Source organism: Xanthomonas pisi DSM 18956, assembly GCF_001010415.1.
GTDB lineage: Bacteria > Pseudomonadota > Gammaproteobacteria > Xanthomonadales > Xanthomonadaceae > Xanthomonas > Xanthomonas pisi.
This window is the reverse complement of sequence record NZ_JPLE01000273.1, coordinates 1-428: the sequence shown is the minus strand read 5'-3', so window position 1 is coordinate 428 and position 428 is coordinate 1. Positions and strand designations below refer to the sequence as shown.

The following is a 428-nucleotide window of genomic DNA, read 5'->3' as shown; positions in this document are numbered from 1 at the left end:
GGGGCATTACTATCGGATTTGTATTTTTGCAGGGAGAGATTGCGCTGCAATTCTTCGATTTCAGCGGCGTTGTCGATGATATCTGCCATTTTCCTTTCCTTCAGGCATGAAAAAAGGAGCCGAAGCTCCTTTGGTTTTAGAATTCGAATTGCCTTGCCCGCAGGCTTTTCAGCATTGGTCTGGCCCGCTGAACTACGAAACTCGACTGGTCAAGCCGTGCCGCCTCTCTCAGTAGCACATCTCTGTTCTTCGTCACCATGTAGATGGTCTCAAACGCAATGTCATACAGCTTGTTCGTGTATGAGGAGTTCAGCTCTTTCATGATCGGATACAGGTGTTTGCTGAGTTCCTGGGCTTTTTCCATCTGTAGTTGCATGTAGCAGAGGAGGATGATTTCTTCGTCTGTGAATTGCTGCGCTGGTTGCATG

The 428-nt window shown here is 47.9% G+C and carries 1 protein-coding gene; it reads right to left on the bottom strand.

The window, feature by feature from the left end; all coding sequences use genetic code 11:
• Positions 1 to 136 precede the first annotated feature (136 nt).
• On the bottom strand, positions 137 to 428 hold a 292-nt coding region (locus Y887_RS17985; RefSeq protein ID WP_046965654.1), incomplete at its 5' end, for a P22AR C-terminal domain-containing protein.